Annotated in this window: 10 protein-coding genes and 1 pseudogene; 9 read left to right on the top strand and 2 right to left on the bottom strand. The window is 69.6% G+C overall.

What is annotated here, in order from left to right; genetic code table 11:
- Positions 1–62: 62 nt before the first annotated feature.
- Together IE069_RS09850 and IE069_RS09845 are read right to left on the bottom strand one after the other, a co-directional pair.
- Positions 63–320 (bottom strand): acyl-CoA carboxylase subunit epsilon, encoded by a 258-nt coding sequence (locus IE069_RS09850; protein WP_189349999.1) that lies wholly within the window; start codon positions 318–320, stop codon positions 63–65.
- A gap of 8 nt (positions 321–328) precedes the next feature.
- A complete protein-coding gene (locus IE069_RS09845) occupies positions 329–1,951 on the bottom strand; it encodes an acyl-CoA carboxylase subunit beta (RefSeq protein WP_189349997.1) in 1,623 nt (540 codons plus the stop codon).
- 233 nt (positions 1,952–2,184) lie between these two features.
- Here IE069_RS09845 and IE069_RS09840 point away from each other — a divergent pair, with 233 nt between their 5' ends.
- From IE069_RS09840 to IE069_RS09800, 9 genes and pseudogenes are all read left to right on the top strand, one after another.
- On the top strand, positions 2,185–3,048 hold the full coding sequence (locus IE069_RS09840) for an SDR family oxidoreductase (protein WP_189349995.1): 864 nt from the start codon (positions 2,185–2,187) through the stop codon (positions 3,046–3,048).
- Between the two features lie 52 nt (positions 3,049–3,100).
- Positions 3,101–3,985, top strand: coding sequence for a biotin--[acetyl-CoA-carboxylase] ligase (locus IE069_RS09835; protein WP_189349993.1), 885 nt, complete (start codon positions 3,101–3,103; stop codon positions 3,983–3,985).
- Between the two features lie 96 nt (positions 3,986–4,081).
- Positions 4,082–4,672 (top strand): PH domain-containing protein, encoded by a 591-nt coding sequence (locus tag IE069_RS09830; RefSeq protein ID WP_189349991.1) that lies wholly within the window; start codon positions 4,082–4,084, stop codon positions 4,670–4,672.
- A complete protein-coding gene (locus tag IE069_RS09825) occupies positions 4,665–6,002 on the top strand; it encodes an adenylate/guanylate cyclase domain-containing protein (protein ID WP_229791063.1) in 1,338 nt (445 codons plus the stop codon). Before IE069_RS09830 ends, IE069_RS09825 begins: the two co-directional genes overlap by 8 nt.
- A gap of 305 nt (positions 6,003–6,307) precedes the next feature.
- On the top strand, positions 6,308–12,439 hold the full coding sequence (locus IE069_RS09820) for an Ig-like domain-containing protein (protein ID WP_229791062.1): 6,132 nt from the start codon (positions 6,308–6,310) through the stop codon (positions 12,437–12,439).
- A 115-nt stretch (positions 12,440–12,554) separates the two neighbouring features.
- Positions 12,555–13,523, top strand: a pseudogene (locus IE069_RS09815) (AAA family ATPase); the annotation flags it as partial.
- Between the two features lie 164 nt (positions 13,524–13,687).
- Complete coding sequence (locus IE069_RS09810; RefSeq protein ID WP_189349986.1) at positions 13,688–15,028, top strand: DUF58 domain-containing protein; 1,341 nt, start codon at positions 13,688–13,690, stop codon at positions 15,026–15,028.
- Positions 15,025–17,463: a transglutaminase-like domain-containing protein gene (locus IE069_RS09805; RefSeq protein ID WP_189349984.1), complete on the top strand. Its 2,439-nt coding sequence runs from the start codon at positions 15,025–15,027 to the stop codon at positions 17,461–17,463. The genes IE069_RS09810 and IE069_RS09805 overlap by 4 nt, the downstream gene beginning before the upstream one ends.
- Positions 17,464–17,466: 3 nt before the next feature.
- Entirely contained in the window at positions 17,467–18,648 is a 1,182-nt protein-coding gene (locus tag IE069_RS09800; RefSeq protein WP_189349982.1) for an RDD family protein, read from the top strand.
- Positions 18,649–18,653: the final 5 nt, after the last annotated feature.

The following is an 18,653-nucleotide window of genomic DNA, read 5'->3' as shown; positions in this document are numbered from 1 at the left end:
TCCGCCTCGCACGCCACAACGCGCGAAACGGACGCCCCGATACCCAATAGTTCAGCAGTCTCCTAGGAGCGCCCGCTGCGCCAGGCCCCCGGCATGGAGACCATGCGGCGGCTGTGGCGCACCCGGTTGCGGATCGTCTCCTTGCGTGTGCGCTGGCTCGGGCCGGCCGCGCAGTCGTCGCCGCCGAGGGAGAGGACGACGGCGGTCAGCGCGGCCAGCTCCTCCGGCGTCGGATTCCCGCGGGTCACTTCGAACGCGGGCTCCGCGGCGCCGCCGCCGGCGGCCGCCGGCGTGGTCTCGGGAGGGGAATCGATGCTCATGGCGCTCCTTACAGCGGGATGTTGCCGTGCTTCTTGGCCGGGATCGACGCGTGCTTGTCGCGCAGGGCGCGCAGGCCCCGGACGATCTGCAGGCGCGTATCGCTTGGCGCGACGACGGCGTCGATGTACCCGAGCTCGGCGGCCTGGTACGGGTTGAGCAGCTCCGCCTCGTAGCCCTCGACGATCTCGGTGCGCTTGGCCTCGACGTCGCCGCCCTCGGCCGCCACTGCCGCCAGGTCGCGGCGGTAGAGGATGTTGACCGCGCCCTGGGCGCCCATGACGCCGATCTGGGCTGTCGGCCAGGCCAGGTTGATGTCGGCGCCGAGCTTCTTCGAGCCCATGACGATGTAGGCGCCTCCGTAGGCCTTGCGGGTGATCACGGTCAGCTTCGGCACAGTGGCCTCGGCGTAGGCGTAGAGCAGTTTGGCGCCGCGGCGGATGATGCCCTGGAACTCCTGGTCCTTGCCCGGCAGGAAGCCGGGGACGTCGACCAGCGTGAGGATCGGGATGCCGAACGCGTCGCAGTTGCGGACGAAGCGGGCGGCCTTCTCGCTCGCGGCGATGTCCAGGGTGCCGGCGAACTGCATGGGCTGGTTGGCGACGATGCCGATCGAGCGGCCCTCGACGCGGGCGTAGCCGATGATGACGTTGGGCGCGTAGAGCGACTGCATCTCGAGGAACTCGCCGTCGTCGACGATGTGCTCGATGACCGTGCGCATGTCGTAGGGCTGGTTCGCCGAATCAGGGATCAGCGTGTCGAGCGAGAGGTCGTCCGCGGTGAGCTCGAGCTCCTCGTCGAATTCGACGTGCGGCGCCTCGGCCAGGTTGTTCGACGGCAGGTAGTCGAGCAGCTCGCGCACGAATTCGAAGGCGTCGGTCTCGTCCGAGGCGAGGTAGCTGGCGGTGCCCGTCGTGGAGTTGTGCTGACGCGCGCCGCCGAGGGTCTCCATGTCGACGTCCTCGCCGGTGACGGTCTTGATGACGTCCGGGCCCGTGATGAACATGTGGCTGGTCTTGTCGACCATGATCACGTAGTCGGTCAGGGCCGGGGAGTAGGCCGCGCCGCCGGCGCACGGGCCCATGATGACGGAGATCTGCGGGATGACGCCGGAGGCGTGGACGTTGTTGCGGAAGATGTCCGCGAACATCGCCAGCGAGGCGACGCCCTCCTGGATGCGCGCGCCGCCGCCGTCGTTGATGCCGACCACGGGGCAGCCGTTGCGCAGGGCGAACTCCTGGACCTTGACGATCTTCTCGCCGTTGACCTTGCTCAGGGAGCCGCCGTAGACGGTGAAGTCCTGGGCGTACACGGCGACAAGCCGGCCGTCGACCGTGCCGTAGCCGGAGACGAGGCCGTCGCCGAGGGGGCGCTTCTTGTCCATGCCGAAGGCGGTGGTCCGGTGCACGGCCAGGGCGTCGAACTCGACGAAGGAGTCCGCGTCCAGCAGCATCTCGATGCGCTCGCGGGCCGTGTTCTTGCCGCGCGCGTGCTGCTTCTCGACGGCCTCCGGGCCGGACGGCAGCAGGGACTTGGCCTGACGGCGGCGGAACTCGGCGATCTTGCCTGCGGTGGTGCTCAGGTCGATCGTCTCCGCGTCGGCCGTACCGGCCGTGGTCTCGGCGTCGCTCATCCTTCGAAGGCTCCTTAGATTGTCCAGCGGTTGGCTTCGGTGGTCCTCGCTGCTGTAGGAATGGCACAACGCGAGCACCTGCTCAGGCAAGTCTAATGAGACGAGAGCCCGATACGGCTGTAGGAAGCCTACAAAATCGACCGGAATCTTCGCGGCGCGGCCCGTGCGAACCCCTCGACTCCAATGCTACTGGCGGGTAACATTCCGGAGTGATCTGGGTTACGCTGGCTTCCATGACGGAGAACAACCCGCAGAATCTCGCCGGACGAACCCTGCTGATGAGCGGCGGCAGCCGTGGAATCGGCCTCGCAATCGCCCTCGCCGCCGCGCGGCGCGGCGCCAACGTGGCCCTGCTCGCGAAAACCTCGGAACCGCACCCCAAGCTCGAGGGTACGGTCCACACCGCCGCCGCCGAGGTGGAGGCCGCGGGCGGCCGGGGTCTCGCCGTCGTCGGCGACGTGCGCAACGACGACGACGTCGCCCGCGCCGTGCAGGCGACCGTCGAAGCGTTCGGCGGGATCGACGTCGTCGTCAACAACGCCTCTGCGATCGATCTGTCCACGACCGACGCGGTCGACATGAAGCGCTACGACCTGATGCAGGACATCAACGTCCGCGGGACGTTCCTGCTCTCGAAGCTCGCGTTGGAGCACCTGCGCGAGTCGGCCCGTCAGGGGCGCAACCCGCACATCCTCACGCTCTCGCCGCCCATCGCCAGCGGGCCCGGCGCCACGCTGGAGCCCAAGTGGGCCGGCGAGCACCTCGCCTACACGATGGCGAAGTACGGGATGAGCCTGACGACCCTGGGGCTGGCCGAGGAGCTGCGCGGGGACGGCATCGGCGTGAACTCGCTCTGGCCGGCCACGCTGATCGACACGGCCGCCATCCGCGCCCTGCCCGGCGGCGAGCAGATGGTCCAGTCCGCGCGCAAGCCGGAGATCGTGGCCGACGCCGCCGTCGAGGTGCTCTCGCGCCCGGGCGCCGGGTGCACCGGCAACTTCTTCACCGACGAGCGCGTCCTGGCCGAAGCGGGCATCGAGGACCTCGCCCGCTACGGTGCCGGCTCCGGGCGCCTGATTCCGGACATCTTCCTCTAGCCGGCGGAGGCGGCCGATCCAATCCGCGGGCCGCCGCCAGTAGGGTTGGAGCATGAGTTCGACACACACCGCCTCCTCCGGATCTGGCCCGGCACGGCCCCCGCTCGGCCCCGGCCGGCTCGACGCCCTGCGCGCTCCCGCCGGCCCGTACGCGGAGATCACCGTCGTCGAGGAGACGGGCTCGACGAACGTCGACCTCGCCGCCGCGGCCGGCAGCGCCGGAGACCTGACGGTCCTCGCCACCGACTACCAGAACGCGGGCAAGGGGCGGCTGGGGCGCGGATGGTCGGCGCCGCCGAGGAGCTCCCTGGCCGTGTCCGTCCTCTTCAAGCCCGACCGGCTGCCGGCCGAGGCCTACGGGTGGCTCTCGATGCTGTGCGCCCGCAGCCTGGTCGAGGCGCTGGAGTCCCACGGGGTGCGGGCCGGCATCAAGTGGCCGAACGACGTGCTCATCGCCCCGCTCGAGCCCGGTGCCGACGGGTGGCGGAAGCTCTCGGGCCTCCTCGCGCAGCTGGTTCCCGGCACGGACGGCCGCCCGCCCGCCGTCGTCGTCGGCGCCGGCATCAACATCAACCTCACCGCCGGTGAGCTCCCCGTCGCCACCGCGACGAGCCTCGCCCTCTCCGGGTACGACGTCGGCAGCACCGAGATCCTCTCCACCTACCTCGAGCGCGTGGCGGCACGGTACCGGGAGCTGACCTCCTCCGGCGGTGACGCCCGGGCCCTCGGCGAACTGCGCGGACTCGTCGCCGAGCGCATGGCGACCATCGGCGCCGTCGTGCGGGCGGAGCTGCCGGACGGCCAGCAGCTCGAGGGAACCGCCACGTCGCTCGAGGCCGACGGCGGACTCACCCTGACGGGCGCCGACGGCGAGCGGCACACGGTGCACGCGGCCGACGTCGTCCACCTCCGCCGGGCGGACGGCGGCTACGCCTGAGCCGCCGAACTGACCTCGCGGGACCACGCTGACTAGACTGGACGGTACGAGGGAAGAGCGGAACCGGACGGATGGGACGCGGGAGGAGGACGGCAGATGCGCATCAAGCTCGGCGAGGCGGAGCGGGTCATCGTCAAGACCCGTCAGCACCGCCGCGCCCTGAACGGGCCCGTCTGCGCATTCCTGCTCGTCGTGACGGCCACCGCGTTCGGGGCCGGGTGGCTGGGCCGGGACGGACTGCCCCCGTGGCTCGTGGACATCCTCCCGATCCTGCTGCCCTCGGTCCTGGGCCTGGGGGCGCTGCTGGCCATCGGATGGAGCCTGGTTCCCTACCTGCGGTGGAGCCGGACCTGGTACTACCTCACCAACCGGCGCATCGTCATCCGGACGGGAGTCGGCGCCCGGTCGCTGCGGGAACTTCCCCTCGTGCTGATTCGTGAACTAGCCGTACGGCAGACCATGATGCAGCGCTCGGCAGGGGCGGGGCACCTGGTGATGATCACGGCCAATGGAGAGACGACTCTGAAAAACGTGCCCGGCGTCCACAAGCTGCGCGAGCTGGTCCTCGACGCAATCGAGGAGCTGCCTCGAAGCGTCATGTTCGATGGTGTAGAACTGGAGACTGAACAACAGATGGATTGGGCGGCGCCGGAAGGCCGGACGCCGGATGGGATGCCGCATGTCTGACAACCGCGAACACGACGAGGCTCGCGGGTACCCCCAGACGCCGGATGCCTCCACGGCGGCCACACCCGAGGAAGCGGGGCGCCGGCAGGACACTGCTCAGGACACCGATCCCGCGACGCGCGAGATGCCCCGGGTCGACGTCGAGCTCAAGTTCCCGGACAGGTCCCGTTTCGAGCCCGGCTCGGCCGGCGACTTCGACGACTCCTACACGATCGACGAAGGCGCCTCTCTCTCCGCCGTCGACCTGCCGACGGATCCGGGGCCCACCACCCGCGCCCTCCCGCTCGTCGAAGCCATCAACCGCCAACGGGTCAAGGCATCCACCAAGAACCTCGAGTCGCGGCTCATCGGCGGTGAGCGCACCATGAAGCGCCGCGAAGTCGCGGCGAAGGCGGGCATCTCCCTTCACAGCGCCCGGAAGCTCTGGCGCGCCCTCGGCTTCCCCAACCACGGCGACGAGGACGTCGCCTTCACGCAGACCGACCTGGACGCCCTGCTGACCATCATCGACAACGTCCGGTCGGAGACGCTCACGGAAGAGGCCGCCATCTCCGTGACCCGGTCCATCGGCCAGATGACGGACCGGATGGTCGTGTGGCAGATCGAGGCCCTCGTCGAGGACATGATCCAGAACCAGGGCATGAGCGACCCGGAGGCCCGCCGGACCATGGTCGAGCTGCTTCCGGACCTCATCGCGCCCATCGAGGAACTGCTCGTCTACTCGTGGCGGCGGAACCTGAACTCGGCCGTGCACCGGCTGGGGGCGCGCTCGCAGGCCGGCGCGATCTCCACGGGCGACGACGACGATGCGCCGCTGCCGCTGGCCCGCGCTGTAGGCTTCGCGGACCTCGTCTCCTACACCTCGCTATCGCGCCGGATGAACGAGCGCACGCTGGCCCAGCTCGTGCAGCGCTTCGAGAACAGGTCCGCCGAGATCATCTCCGTCGGCGGCGGACGCCTGGTCAAGACCATCGGCGACGAAGTGCTGTTCATCGCCGAGACCCCGCAGGCGGGAGCGCAGATCGCCCTCACGCTCGCCGAGGAGCTCAACGCGGACGAGGCCCTGCCGTCGGCCCGCGTATCCGTCGTCTGGGGGCGCGTCCTGTCCCGACTCGGGGACATCTACGGGCCGACCGTGAATCTGGCGGCGCGTCTGACGGCGCTGGCGGAGCCCGGCCAGATCCTTACCGACGCCCTCACCGCGGCGACGCTCAAGGACGACGAGAGGTTCATCCTGTCGGAGCTCGAGAGCACGCCGGTCCGCGGATTCGGCGACGTCTGCCCGTTCGATCTCGCCCATGGCAAGGGCGGCTCCCTCGTCATCGACTGACGACCGCGGTGCACGGAGGCACTCGACAGCGTGCCACAATATCTCGTGGACGGAATCGACGAACCCGTTCGTGCCCGCGCTGAGGCCCTGTGTCGCTTGCGCCGCCGGAAAACTTCTAGTCAGAGCTCGGATAGGTCATGGGGAGAACTCCCCATGGTCATGAATTTCTCTTTTCCCTAGAATGGGGTGGGTTCGGCCTGTCCGGTTGGGGGCAGCGCGGGGGTCGAACCGCGCTTTTTCGTGACCACCAGAGCAAGGAACATGCACTTATGGCGAAGTCCCCACGATCAGGGTGGCCTGCGGCGTTGAAGAGCACCGGCTTCAAGTCGACGGCCGTCTCGGCCGTGGCGGCTCTCGCCGTCACCGGCGCCGTCATCTACCCGGGTTTCGAGACCGCCGACGTCGAGCTGAACGACGGCGGCGTCTGGGTCGTCAACCAGGCCGAGGGCAAGATCGGGCACATCAACTACCAGTCCCGTGTCATCGATGGCGGAGTGGTCACACCGCTGTCGAACTACGACCTGGTCCAGGACGCCGAGCGGGTCTTCGTCCGCAACCTCGAGCAGGCGTCGCTGACGACTATCGACCCCGCCATGGTCCAGTTCGCCGGTGACAACAACCTGCCCGCCAACTCCTCCTTCTCCTTCGGTTCGTCCGTCGTCGCGGTCACCGACGACGAGCACGGCACGGTGCAGGCGACGACCGTCGACCGCCTCTCCGATTTCTCCGGTGACGCCGCCGAACCCCTCATCGAGTCGAAGGGCGAGGTGGACGCCGTCGTCGGCGCGGACGACACGGTCTGGACCGTCGACTACGAGGCCGGCATCATGGCGAGCTTCACGATCGACGACGAGGGCGTTGCGCAACCCGACGAGGAGATCGAGATCGCCGACCTGGCGCAGCTCTCCGAACCGCAGCTGACCGCGGTGGGGGAGACGGGGGTCGTCTTCGACACCGCCTCCGGCGACGTCTTCACGTCCGACGGCGGCCGGGCGACTGTCGAGAACCCCGCCAACGCCCGGGTCCAGGCGCCGGGCCCGGAGAACGACGGCGTCGCCATCGCCCTCGACAACTCTCTGGCGACGGTCGGCCTCGACGGCCGGGACATCAACTACGAGCAGGTCGAGACTGCGGGAACCCCCATCGAGCCGGTACGGGTCGGCACCTGCACCTACGCGGCCTGGCAGACCAGTGGCCAGTACCTGCGGCACTGCGACGACCCCGGGCAGAACCAGAACGTGCTCGTCCCCGACATGCCGGAGGGCGCCGAACTGGTGTTCCGGGTGAACCGGGACGTCGTCGTGCTCAACGACATCGCCTCCGGGCAGGTGTGGCTGACGAACGAGGGCATGGAGATCGTCAGCAACTGGAGCGACCTCGAGCCGCCGGCGGGAGAGGGCGAGGCCAAGGAGGAGGAGACCAAGGAGATCACCGACGCGGTCGAGCTGCCGAACCGCACCGAGGAGAACGAGGAGCCCATCGCCGAGGACGACACGTACAGCGTGCGCCCCGGACGAACCACGATGCTGCCGGTCCTCTACAACGACGTGGACCCGGACGGCGACCTCCTCACCGCCGAGGTCGAGGGGTCCGGCCCGTCGAACGGCGAGCTGCAGCCCGTCCACAACGGCACCGGATTCCAGATCACCGTTCCCGACGACGCCTCGGGGGCGGCCACGTTCACCTATACCGCCTCCGACGGGCGCGGCGGCACGGATTCGGCGTCCGTCCAGGTGAACATCGTGGACGAGGCCACCAACGAGGCTCCCGAGCAGGAGCGTGTGACCGTGCTGCGTGTCCAGCAGGGCGAATCCGTGAGCCAGAACCTGCTCCCCGACTGGACCGACCCCGAGGGCGACGACCTGCAGCTGCTCGGCGGCACGAGCGACGGCGACGACATCATCCGCGCGCGGCCCGACGGAACACTGACGTTCCAGGACGACGGCAAGCGGATCGGTCAGAAGGAAGTCGCGATCCAGGTCTCCGACGGCCGGGAGAGCACCAAGGGCCGCGTCCTGGTCGAGGTGCTCGCCGAATCGACCGTCCCGCCGGTCACGGCCACCGACCACGTCGTCGCCCAGGTGGACGAGCCGGTGACGTTCGAGCCGCTGGTCAACGACCGCGACCCGTCGGGCGACGGCCTCCGGCTGGCCAGCGTCGACGACGTCAACGGCCTGGAGATCAGCACCAACACGGAGACGGGCATCGTCACCGTCGAGGGCGAACGCGCGGGCACCTTCTACGCCAAGTACGTGGCCACCAACGGCCCGGCCAGCGCGCCGGGGCTCGTGCGCATCGACATCGAGGAGCCGGCCGAGGAGGAGGAACCGCCCGTCGCGGTGCGCGACGTGGCGCTGCTGCCGGCGGGCCAGGACGTCCTGGTCGACGTCCTCGGCAATGACACCGACCCGGCGGGCGGGGTGCTGGTCGTCACCGGCGCCGAGAACGATCCGGAGGCCCCGTTCGCAACGAGTGTCGAACGGAACACGTTCGTCCGGATCACGGACGTCCGTGGCCTGACCGAGCCGGCCACCATCAACTACACCGTCGCGAACGGCAACGGCGAGTCCACCGGCGAGATCCGGATCGTGCCGATCCCGGCACCGCCGCGCATGGACCCGCCGCAGGCCAACCCGGACTCCGTCGTCGTACGCGAACACGACGTGGCGACCGTGAAGGTCCTCGAGAACGACATCCATCCCAACGGCGGGGACCTGACCCTGCTGCCCGGGCTCGGGGAGACCGACGATCTCGGCGAAGGGTCCCTGATCTCGGTGGCCGACGACACCGTCCGGTTCCGCGCCGGCGACTTCGGCGGCAAGCCGCGCCAGGTGTCGGCCGTCTACACGGTGGCCGGGCCCGACGGCCAGGAGACCAGCGCCACCGTGACGTTCAACGTCAAGCCCGCGGCCGACGACGCCGATCTCGAGTCGAACACGCCGCCGAACCCGGAGCCCGTCGAAGGCCGCGTGTTCGCCGGCAGCAGCACCAACGTCCAAGTCCCGCTCGACGCCATCGACCCGGACGGCGACTCCGTCTCCCTGGTCCAGTTCGGCTCGTCGCCGCGGCTCGGCACGGCCAAGATCCGTGGGGCGTCGATCGACTACACGGCCAACGAGGACGCCAGCGGCACGGACGAGTTCACCTACGTCGTGGAGGACCGGCTCGGCGGCCGGGCGACCGCCACGATCAAGATCGGCATCGCGCCACTGGCGGAGGCCAACAACTCGCCGGTGGCCGTCAACGACTTCATCACCGTCCGCCCTGAGCGCCCGGTCGCGGTCGACGTCATGAGCAACGACACGGATCCGGACGGGGACCCGTTGGGGCTCATGCCGGAGGCCAGCTCGGAGACCAGCACCGAGGTGGAGGTCGTCGACGGGCGCGTCACGCTGGTTTCCCCGCCCGACGACGGCACGACCTCCGTCCGCTACCAGATCTCCGACGGCCGCGGCGGTACGGCGGCGGCCACGCTGACCGTGAAGTCGGACCCCGAGGCCAAGCTGCTCGCACCGATCGCCCGCGACGACCGGGTCTCCCTCGAGGAGATCATCGACGTCGAGGAGGTGACCGTGGACATCCTCCGCAACGACGAGGACCCCGACGGGAGCCCCGACGAGCTCGCCGTGTCGCTGCCTGACGATCCGGAGTCGGCGACGATGACGGACGAGGGGCTGGTCGTGGCGATCGGTGCCGCTCCCCAGATCGTCGCCTACACCTTGACCGATCCCGATGGACTTACGTCGACGGCGTTCGTCCACGTGCCCGGTACGGGGGAGGCGCGCCCGATCCTGCGCAGCGACCTGGCCCTGGAAGTCACAGCAGGCGAGGCGCTGCCGATCGACCTCGAGGACATCGTCCTGGTGCGCGACGGCCGCACGCCGCGGCTGACGACCGAGGACAGCGTCAGCTCGATGCCGGAGAACGACGGCTCCCTGGTGGAGTCGGCCACGGAACTGACGTTCCGCGCCCCCGAGGACTTCTCCGGCTCGGCCACGGTGACCTTCGAGGTCACCGACGGGTCCGGGCCCGACGACGAACGCGGCCTCACGTCCGTCCTGACGGCCCCGGTCAACGTGCTGCCGAGCCCGGGCAACGACCCGGATGAGGAAGAGGAGGGCCAGGGGCCCGAGGGCGATCCCGAGGAGGAGGAAGAGGAGCAGCCGGATCCGGAGAACTTCCCGCCGACGCTGCAGGCCAACTCGTTGACCGTCGGCCAGGGCGAGGAGCCCGCCGTCATGGACCTGCGGATGGCCGCGAACGATCCCAACGAGGACGACATCCCGAATCTGACGTTCTCCCTCGGAGCGGTAGACATCCAGGGTGTCGACGCGGAGATCGTCGACGGCCACAACCTGCGCATCACCGCACCGGCCGACACGCCGAAGGGCACCCGGGGGACGGTGGGCGTCTCCGTCAGCGACGGCGTCAACCCGCCGGTCTCGGCCGCGATGGCGGTCACGGTGACGGGCTCGACCCGCGAGCTCCCCGTGGCCGTCGCGGACAACGTGCCGGAGGCCGCGCAGGGGCAGACGGAGATCGTCGACGTCCTCGCCAACGACCACAACCCGTACGCGGACGAGGGCGACCTGCGGCTGATCAGCGCCCGGGAGCTGGAGGAGGTCGGCGACGCCGACGTCCGCGGCGACAAGGTCGCGATCACTCCGGACGAAGATTTCGTCGGCACCATGCGGGTCGAATACGTCATCGGCGACGTCACGCAGGATCCGGAGCGCAACGTCTCCGGAATGGTGACGCTCAACGTCAAGGGGGCGCCGGCTGCCCCCTCGCTGCCCCGTGTGGAATCCACCGGCGACCGCAAGGCGGTCCTGACGTGGGATCCGCCGGCGAACAACGGCTCGCCCATCACCCACTACACGGTTTCAGGTGGCGGGCACACGCAGCAGTGCGCCGCGACGACGTGCACCATCGAACCCTTGACGAACGACCAGGTCTACAACTTCACGGTGACCGCGACGAACGCGATCGGAGAATCACCGACATCCCCGGAGTCGGCCGACGCGCGTCCGGACGTCGAACCCGAGCAGCCGGCGGCCCCGACGGGCAAGCGCGGCGATCAGCAGGCGGCGTTCAACTGGACGGCTCCCGTCAGCCGCGGATCGGCGATCCAGAGCTACACGCTCGAGATCTCGCCTGCCCCGGCCAACGGCGTCGCCCAGGTCACGGGCATCACCGGTACGTCCTACACGTGGGAGGGACTGAAGAACGGTACCGCCTACCAGGTCCGGGTTCGCGCGGTGAACAAGGCGTCCAAGCCGTCGCAGTGGAGTCCCTACTCTGGTGCGGTGACCCCGGCCGGCGCCCCCTTCCAGCCGAACGCGCCGACCGCCGTGCGCAAGGAATCGGCGATCGACGGCGGTGTCGTCAACGTCGCGTGGAAGGCGCCCGGCGCCAACGGTGCGGCCATCCGGAACTACACCCTCCGCGTCTTCAACAGCGGTTCCGTTGTCAGAACCATCCGCGACATCCCGGCGAATCAGCTGAACCAGACCGTCACCGGGCTGAGCACCAGCAAGTCGTACCGGTTCACGATCATGGCGACCAACGGGGTGGGCGACTCGGCGCAGAGCCCGAAGTCCACTGCGGTGACGCCGTACGGGCGCCCGAAGACGATCGGGAACGTCAACGCCGAGGCGACGGGCGCGAACCGCATGGTCAAGCTCAACTTCAAGGCGCCCGGAGCGAACGGAGCACGGATCACCGGCTACCAGTACTCGACCGACGGCGGACGCTGGCGGTCCTTCGGCGGTCCCGGAGCGACCATCGACACCGGTTCCAACGGCGATCCGCACACCTGGCGCGTCCGGGCGGTGAACGCGGCAGGACCGGCCAAGGCGAGTGCGCCGAGCAACAGCACCAGCGCGTACGGCCCGCTGCGTAACAACGGCAAGCTCGGGGCATCGCACGGTGATGACTGGGTCAAGTTCACGTGGAACACCAATGCCGGAGAGTACAACGGCCGCAAGGTGACGCAGACCGTGACCATCGACGGCAAGAAGACGGCGAACGACGGCGTCCAGAAAGTGACCGGCCTCGGATACTCGACCGAGGTCAAGCTCAAGGTCGTCGCGACGGATTCGGAGGGGCAGAAGCGCCAATGGACGAAGAAGGCGACCACAAATGGAAAGCCTGAACGTGATGTGGACCTGGCAAAGGGAAGTATTAACAACAACCTTCCAGGTACGTGCAGGACGAATTGCGTCCAGTTCAAGGTAACAGCGAAGTACTTTAGCCCTGGCACGTATCCGGTCAACTGCTACAACGCGAACGGAAAAATCAACAATTACCAGCACACGATTGATATCGGCAGTAGCGGAACGGCAACTAAGACGGTTAGTTGTGTAAACCAGGCCGGCTACGCGAACCCCGTCTACGCGACTGTAGGTGGTGTCGAATCTGAAAGGCACTACTGGTAGTCCTTCGAGGGTCGCCTTCAGATCGACTTCTTCTTCATGCCGGTTGGACAAGAAGAATATTTGAATCGTCAATTCTCATCGTTGAAAAGCGTTTAACGGAAATGGAGTCAACTGAATGACCATGACCAACGAGCAGGCCGCCTGGTTTTCCGAGACCTTCGGAAAACTGGTGGCCAACGTGGGCAAGTCCGTCCTGGGCAAGGACGACGTCGTGCGCCTCGTTCTGACCGCGATGCTCGCGGAGGGCCACGTCCTCCTCGAGGACGCCCCCGGAACGGGCAAGACCATGCTGGCCCGCTCGCTTGCCGCCACCGTCAAGGGCACGAACTCGCGCATCCAGTTCACGCCCGACCTGCTGCCGTCGGACGTCACGGGCATCACGATCTACGACCAGAAGACGCAGAAGTTCGAGTTCCACCGCGGACCGATCTTCGCGAACCTGGTCCTGGCCGACGAGATCAACCGCGCCTCGCCGAAGACCCAGTCGGCGCTGCTCGAGGTCATGGAAGAGGGGCGCGTGACCATCGACGGCGTGACCTACCCGCAGCAGCGGCCGTTCATGGTCATCGCGACCCAGAACCCGATCGAGCAGGCCGGCACCTATCGGCTGCCCGAGGCCCAGCTGGACCGCTTCCTGATCAAGACGTCGATCGGCTACCCGAACCGCGCGGCGACCGTCGAGCTGCTCTCCGGGTCCTCGCAGAAGGACCGCTCCACCGCACTTAAACCGGTCATCACCACCGAGGCCATCGCGGACATGGCGGACCTCGCCACGACGGTCCACGTCGACGAGGCAGTCCTGGAGTACGTCGCCCAGCTGTGCGAGGCCACGCGCGAAGCGGACGAGTCCCGGCTCGGCGTCTCCGTCCGCGGCGCCCTGGCGATGGTCCGGGCGGCCAAGATCTGGGCGGCGTCCGAGGGCCGGAACTACGTCCTGCCCGACGACGTCAAGGAGCTCGCCCCGCACGTCTGGACGCACCGGATCGTCCTCGACCCCGAGGCCGAATTCACCGGTGCGACGGCCGAGCAGGTGGTCTCCGCCGTCGTGCGCTCCGTCCCGGCGCCGACCCAGCGCGGCACCGCCGCGCTCGCCGCGCAGGACGAGGACTCTGCCGCCCGGGAGCGCTCCGTGCCGGCCGCCGTCACGGCGACCGGGTCGCACGCCGACGAGCAGTACGCCTCCGACCGCATGGGCACCGACGCCGACGACGACGCGACCGTCGTGAAGCGACGGGACGCTGGTCAGGCATGAGCCCTCGGGCGACACGGCGCGCACCCCGCGCCACCGGGCGACCCGGACGCGGCCAGGCCCTCCGGGAGACGGCCAACCGGTCGGCCTCCGCGGTGGGGGAGGCTCTCGTCATCGTGCGCGAATACACCGGGCCCCTCGTCGATCGGCTGCGCGAATTCGGCGGGCGGTTCGGCGAGCCGGCGAGCCGCATCGTCTCGCCGCTCGGCTTCGTCGTGGCCGGCACCGCGGTGCTGCTGTGGATCCTCGGCGTCGTCTTCGGCTGGCAGGAGGCCGTGGTCGGGGCGTTCATGGCAGGCCTGCTGCTCGTCATCGCCCTGCTGTTCATCCTGGGGCGAACCGACTACGACGTCGGCCTGGACCTGAACCGCACGCGCGTCGCCGTGGGCGACCGCGCGGTGGGCGCCATGGTGGTGGAGAACGTCTCCAAGCGCCCCTCGTTCGGCGCGACCATGGAGTTGCCCGTCGGCGCCGCCGTCGCCGCCTTCCGGGTCCCGCGCCTGCAGCCCGCCGCGAAGCACGAGGACCTTTTCACGATCCCGACCCGGCGCCGTGCCGTTCTGGCCGTCGGCCCGGTCCGCTCCGTGCGGCAGGATCCGTTCGGGCTGCTGCGCCGCCAGGTCCGCTGGACCGACGAGTACGATCTCTTCGTCCATCCCAGAACGACGGCGCTCGACGGTTCCAGCGCCGGCTTCATCCGCGATCTGGAGGGCATGCCGACCAGCGACCTGTCCAACTCCGACGTCTCCTTCCACGCCCTGCGCGACTACGAGGCCGGCGACGACCGCCGGCACATCCACTGGAAGTCCTCCGCCCGGACCGGCCAGCTGATGGTGCGGCAGTTCGAGGAGACGCGGCGATCCCACCTCGCGATCGCCCTGTCGTTGAACCTGGCCGAGTACGGCGAGGAAGCGGGTGATGACTTCGAGCTCGCGGTCTCGGCCGCGGCCTCGATCGGCCTGCAGGCGGCCGCCGAGCAGCGCAAGCTCTCGGTCATGACGCAGGCCGGGCCGGTGCGGACCGACACCGGCCGCAACATGATGGACGGGCTCACCCGCGTCGAGGGGCGCCCCTCGATGCGCAGGAGCGTCGTCGACGTCGTTCGGACCACCGCCGACACGGTCCCGAACGCGTCCGTGGTCTTCATCCTCACGGGCGCGGGCACCACGGCCCGCCAGCTGCGCGCGGCCAGCATGCACGTCCCCCTCGGCGTGCGCGCCATCGCGATCCGCTGCGGCCACGGCCTGACCGCGGCCCGCGCGAACATCGGGGACCTGACGGTCCTGACGCTGGGCAACCTCGACGAACTGGGGCTGATGCTGAGGAGGGCCGCCGCGTGAGAGAGAAGCTTCCCCTCTGGCGCTACGGCGTCGACGCCGCCTGCCTCGGCCTGGCACTGTTCCTCGGGGTCCTCGGGCTCTGGGACGCCTACGGCGGCAGCGCCCACTTCCTGCTCGCGGGAATCGGCGGGATCGTCGCCGGCCTGGGGCTGGCCTGGGCGAACGTCTGGTTCCGGTTGGGGACCTGGCGGACCATCGCGGTCTTCGCGGCGCTCTACCTCCTCCTCGGGACCCCGCTGGCGACGCCGCGCGAGGCGCTCTACGGGGCGGTCCCGACCCTGGAATCCCTGCGCACCCTGCTGGCCGGCGTCGTGCTGTCCTGGAAGGACATGCTCACCGTCTCGCCGCCCGTCGGGGCCTTCGGCGGCGTGCTCGTCGTCGTCTTCCTCTCGGCGATGCTCACGGCGCTCGTCGCCGGCTTGACCGCGTGGTGGCTGCGCTCGCCGTTCTTCACGCTGCTGCCGCTGTTGACGATGTTCGTCGTCGGCATCATCTTCGGAACCCAGGACGTGCCGCTGCCCCTGCTGCGCGGCGGCGTGTTCATCGCGGTGCTCGTCGCCTGGCTCGCCTGGCGGCGCTACGTGGGACGCGTCGTCAAGGACGGGTTCCGCTCGCTGAACCATGCAGACGAGGACGCCCGCGGGATGCGGGACGGGCTGGTCCGGCGGGTGGCGATCGGCGCCGTCGTGCTGGTCGCGGCCAGCGGCGTGACGGCCGCCGCAGCCCCCTTGATCAGTCCGCAGGCCCCGCGCCAGGTCCTGCGCCAGGCGATCGAGCCGCCGGTGGACCTCTACAGCTATCCGAGCCCGCTCACCAGTTTCCGCAAGTACGTCAAGGACATGGCCGACGAGACCCTGCTGACCGTCAAGGGCCTGCCCGAGGGGGAGCGCGTCCGTCTGGCCGCCCTCGATTCCTACAACGGCATGGTCTTCAACGTCGACCCCAAGTCGGGCGGCAACTTCGCGCCCGTCGGCGACTCCTCCGACATCCGCACCACCGGTTCGGGCGAGGGCCGGGTCGCGGGCGAGCTCGAGATCGAGATCGGGGAGTACGACGGCGTCTGGTTGCCGGCCGGCGGCCGGCTCACCGGGGTCGAGGTGACGGGTGCCCGGGAGGACGAGCTCGCGCGCTCGCTGTTCTACAGCGACGAGGCCGAGACCGCGCTGAGCTCGATCGGGCTGAGCAGCGGCGACTCCTACACGGCCCACGTCCAGTTCCCGGTGCGGGCGGGTGACGAGGAGCTGGCCGAGAAGGGATTCGCGCAGCTGCGCATGCCGGACCTGGCCAACGTGCCCCCCATGGCGGCCGCCAAGGCCGTCGAGTTCATCGGGTCGTCGCAGGGGTCGCTCGACCGCGCCCGCAGCCTGGAGACGGTCCTGAGCACCAGCGGGTACTTCTCCAACGGCGCCGAGGGCCAGGTGCCGTCGCTCTCGGGCCACGGGGCGGGCCGCATTACGAGTCTGCTCGACGCCGACGACCTGATCGGCGACGACGAGCAGTACGCGGTCGCGATGGCCCTCATGGCCCGCGAGCAGGGGATCCCGGCCCGGGTCGTCATGGGGTTCTATCCCGAAGAGGACGGATACGCGCCCGAGCGGGCCATCGAGCTGACCGGCGCGGATGTGCACGCGTGGGTCGAGATCGCGTTCGAGAACGTCGGATGGGTGGCGTTCAACCCGACCCCCGACGACGACGAGCAGCCGACTCCGCCCGAGCAGGAGCCCAAGGCCGTGCCGCAGCCGCAGGTGCTGCAACCGCCGCCTCCCGCCCAGGAGGAGGCGGACCTGCCCCCGGAGACCGCGCCTGAACCGCAGGAGACCGAGGAGGAGCAGAAGACCTTCTGGGAGCTGTGGGGACCGCTGATCATCACGGTCGGCATCTCCCTCGGATCGGTGCTGCTCCTGCTGTCGCCGTTCCTGCTGGTCCTCGCGCTCAAGCTGCGCCGTCGTCGTCGGCGTGCCCAGCTCGGCACGGCGGGCGACCGCGTCAGCGGCGGCTGGCAGGAGGTGCTCAGCCAGGCCACGGACTACGGGGTCGTCTCCCGTGCCGGCGCCACCCGGCGGGAGAACGCCCGCAACCTCGTGGACGGTTTCCCCGATGCGGGCCTGTCGGCGATGGCGCTCGCCGACTCGGCCGACCGCTCCACGTTCTCCACGCACTCCCCGGACGAGCAGGAGGTGGCAGACTATTGGGCGGCCGTCGACGAGCAGTCGGAGGCTATGAAGTCCTCGGCTTCGTTCTGGCAGCGGCAGCGCGCGAAGTACTCGCCGCGCTCGCTGGTGCACGACGTCGTCGGTTCGCTGGCCGCGCGCAACGCGGCGAGGGAGCCCGGTGACCGGGAGCCCATCTGGTCGAAAATGGCGGCCGCGCGTAAACGTCCTAGCGGGAACGCACGTGCCATCCGTAAAGTAAACGCAACACCACCAAAGGAGTAACCAGTGGCCAAAGCAATGAACCTGGTCAACGCCTCAGCGGGAAAGAGGCTGGCCGGATGGCTGCTGGACATGGTCCCCCTCGCGATTCTGGGCGCGATCTTCGGCTCCGTCATGGGCCCGCGCCTCGTGCAGGCGGCGACCGCGCCGGAGATCCTGTCCCAGATCGCGGGCACGTCCGTGCTCTTCAGCGTGATCGCCCTGGCCTACGGGGTGTTCCTGTGGTGGTGGGAGGCCACGCAGGGCAAGACCATCGGCAACGTCGTCCTCAGCCTGCGCACGGCTGACGAGGACGGGTTCGCCCCCGGCTGGGGCCGGGTCATCGTGCGCCGGCTGCTCGTCGGCGTCGCAGGCATCGTCCCCGTGGTGGGCCCGGTCCTGATGGTCGTCTCCAACCTGTGGGATGCGAACCACCAGCGCCAGGGCTGGCACGACAAGGTCGCCCGCACGCTCGTGATGGACGTGGGCGCCGGGCGCGACCCGTTGACCACGGGCGGGCTCTTCGGCCCGGAGGCCTTCGCTCCGACGCACGTTCCGAGCATGCCGGCCGCCCAGGCGGCGGAGCACGGGACGGATGCCGCCTTCACCGGTGTCATCAACTCGGTCCCGGGGCAGCCGGGGGCGCCGCAGCCGGCTGCCCCCGCGCCGGTGGACCCCCCGCAACCGGTCGCCGAGAGCCAGCCGGTCGCAGCACCACAGGCGGCGCCCGAGCCGGCGCCGGCCGTGCCCGCCCCGGAGGAACCGGTCGCCGAACCCCGGGCGACCGAGCCGGCCGCCGCCCAGTCGCCGCTTCCGGCCGGCCCCGAAGCGCACCCGGACGACGAACTGGGGCACACCCAGTTCCGCGAGGTCGCCGCGACGCGGGCGCGCCTCGTGTTCGACGACGGCCAGACGCACGTCCTGGACGAGTCCCTGCTGATCGGCCGTAATCCGTCGGCGGTCGACGGGGAGACCGTCGACGACCTGCTCAGCCTGGCCGACATCGGCCGGTCGATGTCGAAGACGCACCTGCTGGTGCAGGCCAGCACGAGCGGGATCTGGGTGACCGACCGCAACTCGACGAACGGATCTTCGGTGACCGACGCCGCAGGGAACAGCCGCGACCTGGTCCCGGGCCAGCCGGTGCAGGCGAGCATGGGGGAGACTGTCTACATGGGCGATCGCTACTTCAAAGTCGAGCGCGCGTGAGCGGC

It is taken from the genome of Zhihengliuella salsuginis, from assembly GCF_014651715.1.
Taxonomy (GTDB): domain Bacteria; phylum Actinomycetota; class Actinomycetes; order Actinomycetales; family Micrococcaceae; genus Zhihengliuella; species Zhihengliuella salsuginis.
Note: the sequence above shows the minus strand (reverse complement) of the source record. Positions and strands in the feature narration are given on the sequence as shown.